The 5776-nt window shown below is 42.7% G+C and carries 6 protein-coding genes; 3 read left to right on the top strand and 3 right to left on the bottom strand.

Going from position 1 to position 5776, the window contains the following annotated elements:
- The coding region (locus F6K38_RS33805; protein WP_502709627.1) for a P-loop NTPase family protein at positions 1-389 on the top strand (389 nt) is incomplete at its 5' end.
- Here the strand turns inward: F6K38_RS33805 and F6K38_RS33800 are convergent.
- Both F6K38_RS33800 and F6K38_RS33795 read right to left on the bottom strand, forming a co-directional pair.
- The gene (locus F6K38_RS33800) at positions 339-518 is read right to left on the bottom strand and encodes a hypothetical protein (protein ID WP_287359468.1); all 180 of its coding nucleotides are present in this window, start codon (positions 516-518) and stop codon (positions 339-341) included. The two genes, F6K38_RS33805 and F6K38_RS33800, sit on opposite strands and share 51 nt — an antisense overlap.
- Before the next feature lie 200 nt (positions 519-718).
- A complete protein-coding gene (locus F6K38_RS33795) occupies positions 719-1141 on the bottom strand; it encodes a helix-turn-helix domain-containing protein (RefSeq protein WP_044492023.1) in 423 nt (140 codons plus the stop codon).
- 1354 nt (positions 1142-2495) lie between these two features.
- On the opposite strand from F6K38_RS33795, the gene F6K38_RS33790 reads away from it, so the two are divergent.
- Entirely contained in the window at positions 2496-3428 is a 933-nt protein-coding gene (locus tag F6K38_RS33790; RefSeq protein ID WP_008178504.1) for a hypothetical protein, read from the top strand.
- A 100-nt stretch (positions 3429-3528) separates the two neighbouring features.
- Here F6K38_RS33790 and F6K38_RS33785 read toward each other — a convergent pair whose 3' ends face one another.
- On the bottom strand, positions 3529-3696 hold the full coding sequence (locus F6K38_RS33785) for a hypothetical protein (RefSeq protein WP_154659651.1): 168 nt from the start codon (positions 3694-3696) through the stop codon (positions 3529-3531).
- A gap of 28 nt (positions 3697-3724) precedes the next feature.
- On the opposite strand from F6K38_RS33785, the gene F6K38_RS33780 reads away from it, so the two are divergent.
- The coding region (locus F6K38_RS33780) for a caspase, EACC1-associated type (RefSeq protein WP_287359466.1) at positions 3725-5776 on the top strand (2052 nt) is incomplete at its 3' end.

Here is a 5776-nt window from a genome sequence, read left to right as displayed (position 1 = left end):
GTATTAGTGCTGCCCAATCTAGAAATACCGAATTACTGTTGGTGGATACAGCAGGACGATTGCAAAATAAGAAAAATCTAATGGAGGAATTGGCGAAAATTCGGCGAATTGTTGCTAAAAAAGCCCCAGATGCCAAAGTTGAATCGTTGCTAGTGCTGGATGCTACTTTGGGTCAAAATGGTTTACGTCAAGCACAAGTCTTCTCAGAGGCGGCAAAACTGAGTGGAGTGGTATTGACAAAATTGGATGGAAGTGCCAAAGGTGGTGTCGCTTTAGCAGTAGTGCGGGAACTGGGTTTACCGATTCGCTTTATTGGTGCAGGGGAAGGGATTGAAGATTTACGGCCTTTCTCTAGTTATGAATTTGTGGAAGCTTTGCTTAGTGGCTAAGCTGGTCTTGACAGCAAGGGAGTAGGGAGTCGGGAGTCGGGAGTCGGGAGTCGGGAGTCGGGAGTCGGGAGTCGGGAGTCGGGAGCAGAGGGATAGGGTTTGACGGTTTTGCTTCGTTTTGCTTCTCACTGAATAATATCCAATATAAATGGACAACAGTTTAGTAATGTAATGACTAAGTTGTCCATACTTATTATGGAAGCAAAAAAATATAATTGCTAAAAAACGCGATCGCTAAAGTCTCCCTCATCAAGGATAAGCCAGCTTCTGGTTGATTCGATTTGAATGCGATTGGCCTAAGGTCACGCTACGCTATCGCAAATTCCCCATCAAGCCGATATTACTTCAAAATCAGAAATCGTCTCAATCCAGACCCGTGCTCCACACTTGAGGGGATCATCTGGACGATACATCACCCGACAGGGGCCATTGACCTCTACCGTATGACCGTAAACATTTTTAGAGCCTCGCTTCACCGTAATCACAGGATTACGCTCTCCGGTCTTGAGATTTTGGCGAATGACTTTCTGATTAACGTGGATCACAGCCTTAGTGTACTCTGTACGCTTTGACCAGTTCCGTTTTGGTCCGCGAGTGCCAGGAGTCACCACCGGCATGCCATCAAACAAAGGAATTACCCAAGTTCTACCCACCTTATAAGCGCCTTTAACTCTGCCCTTACCCAGAAGGTAACGGACGCGAGTGGCAGAAACACCAAGTAATTCAGCGGCTTGTGCGGTAGAAATCATCATGGGTCGTAAACCATTGCTTTCACGATATTATTACTTTAACACACTTTTTCGGAAAATGCCAGGGCATGGTAAAACTATTGCACTGTCACAATTTAAAAGAGAAACGAATGGGATGAGTGGGTGTAGCAAGTTAAACAGGATAAGAGGGTGCTAAAAACTATTGCATTGTCGCAATTTCTAATTCTGTGGGATGTATGGGATGTGTAGAGATTGTAGGATGATTAGGATAAAAGGGTTCTATAAAACTATTGCATTGTCGCAATTTCTAATTCTGTGGGATGTATGGGATGTGTAGAGATTGTAGGATGATTAGGATAAAAGGGTTCTATAAAACTATTGCATTATCGAAATATCAGCTCTGGCCTGTTGCCTGTTGCGTAAGCTATCAGCTATCAGCTATCAGCTATCAGTCATCAGCTTTTGAATAAAACAGGTAAGCATTTTTTTATCTGAGTTAGGGAAAGCTGACCGCTGACCGCTGACCGCTGACGGCTGACGGCTGAATGGTTACCCTGTTGCCTTTGTTATGGAAATGCGATTGACCGTAGGTCACGCTACGGGAACGCTTTCCTGGAACCCTTTGTTACTCGACCATAGGGAATGCGATCGCTTTTTCTATTCTCTCCTATGCACATTTTTGCTTTTTTGTCAATTCATAAGTCTTAAAATTTATCGATTGTTTCAGGGACATTAGGGTTTTCAAATGAGATGTAAACAGAGAATTGCTCTAACCGGAAACAAGAAACAGCTGAAAGAGAATATTAGCAAAGGACTCCGGGATTTTTTGATGTGATCAGAAATCCGCCTTAGTGTTCATGACCTATTTGGAAAGGGGTTATTTTATCTGATGAAAGAATAAAAGATTAGATTAAAATTGTCTCTAGTTGGTTCCTCTTGTTCCGGATTGTGGTATAGTATTATCAAATAAACTATACTCAAAGTAAATAATCTTAAAAATATAGCTATTTGTTATGGTTTGGCTAGACAAGTTGTTGTTACCCCAATTACAACCCTGATAGCTCATCATACTAGATAATCAGATAATACTAATTTTTATAAGTTTATAGTCTGGTAAATTTACGGATTTGATTGAAAAGGCTGGTTGTTAACTTCTCTAACTTCCCCCTTATCCATCGAAGCTGTAGATGCAGCTTGCCAGTAACTTAATCAATAATTGTGTGATTGTGGCTTGTGCTATACGGGTATATCTCGTTTTTGCTGTTTGACACGGTGGTGCGTTACGGGCAGCAACATAACCCTGGCTACGAGGCAGAAAATGATCGCCCCCCTAACGCACCCTACACAATATTTTCAAATATGAGTAACTTTGTCAATGTAAAGAGAGCTGAAGTCAATGACCGATGAAAACATTTCCCGACCGAATCCCCAAGAAGCTGAGACTTTATTGGCTGACCTATTTGAGCAAGTGAAAAAATGGGAAAGTCCCCTGGATGAAAGTACAAAGCTTGGTGTAGGTGGAACCGCCGTTAAAAACTTGCAGGAAAGTAGAGTTATCTTTGGCAATCCTAGGGATAAGTTGATATTACTTACCGAAGACCTATTTGAAGAAACTGAAGAGGGATTGACCAATATTTATCGACAGCAAATGCGTGATGCATTTGATTTCTATTACATGACTGTGACTGTCGATTTGCGTCCTAAACCAGGGGTTATATTTTGGCGATTATGCTGTGAGCTTGACTTCAGTCCCAAAGGAGAAAAAGAGCCCATCGTTCAGTCTATTTTCCCCAAAAGCCAATGGCGACCTGTGATGAACTTCGGGGTGGGCATGAATTTAGGTATCAATAGCAATCTTGATTGGAGTATCGGGATTGATAGCACTGAACTAGCCGAATTTACAACTATTCCTGCGGAGCTCAAAGCTAATGTAGGAAATAAGAACGAACTCAAAGCATTCATTGTCATTCCTGAGTATGCTTACGAAGCTGGTCACTTTGAAATTATTTCCCAAGGTGAAGGTAACTCAAGGTGTTACTGGCGGATTGAAGAGCCGGAAATCCAAAAAATACTGACAGTCCAATTTGCAATTGTCTTTAAAGTGCCTAAGGAAATAAAGTCTATTAATTTGCGCGGGATCGCCTGGGGTGAGCCGGATATGAACTGGTTAACTGCTGATATCCGTGATGTTTTCAGTGATCTGGCAGATAGATTCCAAACCTTAATACGAAATAAGAATAAGGCAGCAATTAAATTCAGTCGTAGTGATGTTAAGGAATGGATATTGAACCTGCCGAAAGCTAATCTTCAACAGGATTTAGCGACTTAAATCGGGTGCATCTTTTGGTTGTAAATCTATGGTAAGCTATCAGCATTCAGCTATCAGCATTCAGCTATCAGCATTCAGCTATCAGTTATCAACTATCAGCTTATGCGTCACAGCGTCGAAGCCTGTGCCACGCTTTTGAATAAAATCGGCTGACGGCTGAAGGCTGTTCGCGTAGCGTGCGCGTAGCACATAGGCTGAAGGCTGACCGCTGACCGCTGACCGCTGACCGCACCTCAAGTAGCGTGCGCGTAGCGCGTATGCTTACCAATTCATCAGCTTTATCTGATCAGACCGCTATGACTAGAGCCAAATACATTTATCGCATCTGCGTGATAAATCCTCGTAGAGTGCGGGTTGAAAAGGAAGAACCTGGAAAGCCCAATAATCGAATCCCTGGAATATTTCGCTATCAGGATAAGATCACCCCAGAAGTCAAGGAGTTGATTGAGAAGGTTCGTCAAAACGGATTAAACGATGCTAACCAGTCGAGGTTTCTGGGAGAAGCGTTGTTTGATACCTTGTTTGATGATGAACTTTGCGATGACTTTATAGCATTTTATAACGAAGTTGTTCACACTAAACAGCAACTGCTACGGGTAGAACTACATATAGATGAGCGAAAGATGCCTGAAGTGGCAGCGTTCCCGTGGGAATTTATGTGTTTACCCGAGAAGAAATACTCAGGAACAATGTGGTTGGCTACTGCACCTGCTTTGGTCTTCTCGCGCCTGCCCTCACAGCGGATTTCAGCACCACCGATGGAGTCAGGGGCAAATGAAAAAATGCGGATTGCCTTAGTTGTCTCTGCACCCACAGATTTAAATCCAGTTGCCTACGAAGAAGTACAGGCGGCGATAGAGACACTAGCCCAGGAACAACCAGAGCAGGTGGAATTGTTACCAGTAGTGAATCCAGCTAGCCGCAAAGCTATTGATAACATTCTCAGGAAAAAGCCTCACATTTTCCATTTCATCGGTCATGGTCGTTTTCAGAATGAAAATGGTGAAATTGCCTTGGTGGATGAATTTGATCAGGCACGGTGGATTAGCGCCAATGACTTTAGTGAGCTATTGAATCAGCATCGACCTAGAATTATTTTGTTGCAGGCATGTCAGGGAGCAATGGAGTCTACATCGAAAGTATCTGTAGGGCTAGCTTCCAAGGTTGTGCAGCAAATTATTCCTGTACTCGTGGCAATGCAGTATCCCGTGTCTAACAGCACAGCTAGCCGATTTGCCTGCCACTTTTATAAACAATTAGCTCAAGGGAAGCCAGCGGATATAGCAGTACAGGAAGGAAGACGAGAAATTAGTCTCCATGAATCAACAGGATATCGGAAACGGGATTTTGCCACACCTGTGATTTTCATGCAAGTGCAAGATGCTCAATTAATTCAACGTCCAATTGAGTCATTTCAACGTCTAAATCAGCCAGTTGTGCTAGACAAGCCAAGCCATAAACAGCTCCATGTAAAGGATGCTCGCCAATCACAAGGGGTCAAACGAGCGCTGTTGATTGGAGTCAGTAAATATGGAAAGGGGTTAAAGCCACTACCTGGCGCAACCAAAGATTTAGAGGAAATCAAAGGAATACTCAGTTCCCCACAACTGGGAAATTTTGTTGATGTCAAAGCTCTCAGCAATCCTGATCGACAGGAAATGGAAGAGGCTATTGAAGAGTTATTCGCTAGTTCTGAAAAAGATGATTTGGTGTTACTGTTCTTTTCAGGTCACGGTGTCAAAGATAGCAGCAATCAACTGTATTTAACAACTCGTATTACTCGTAAGAATTCACAGGGGGAACTAGTTAAGACAACAGCCGTTTCTGCTAGGGCTATCCATAACATCATGAATGGTAGCCGCTCCAAGCGACAAGTCGTTATCCTCGACTGCTGCTTTAGTGCAGCTTTTCGTAAGGGCCTACTGGTTAAAGATGATCGCTCCGTCGATCTTCAAAATCAATTAGGAGGAGAAGGGCGTGCTATTCTCGCCTCTTCAACTGACTATTCCTTTAGTCAATTGGACAAACAGCTCTCAATTTACACTCAGTATTTGGTACAAGGCATTGAAACGGGAGAAGCTGATTTGAATGGGGATAGGGTGATTTCTCTGGATGAGTTACATGAGTACATCGAAAATAAGATTAAAGAAACCCTTCCTGTCATGACTCCTAAAATCTATACTGATCAGGAAGGTTCTAAAATTCAGATTGCTAAAGCACCAAGGGATTATAGCCCTGTTTCAGATACTCCTTTAGTTACCCCAGAGGGGATAAAGGCAAGTTCAAAAGCAGATAGTTTGATAATACTTAGCTTACCTAAAAAAATGCTATCAAAGCGTGTTATAGTT

Source organism: Moorena sp. SIO3B2 (assembly GCF_010692525.1).
In the GTDB taxonomy this organism is placed as follows: Bacteria; Cyanobacteriota; Cyanobacteriia; order Cyanobacteriales; family Coleofasciculaceae; genus Moorena; species Moorena producens.
This window is presented reverse-complemented; position numbering and strand designations above follow the sequence as displayed.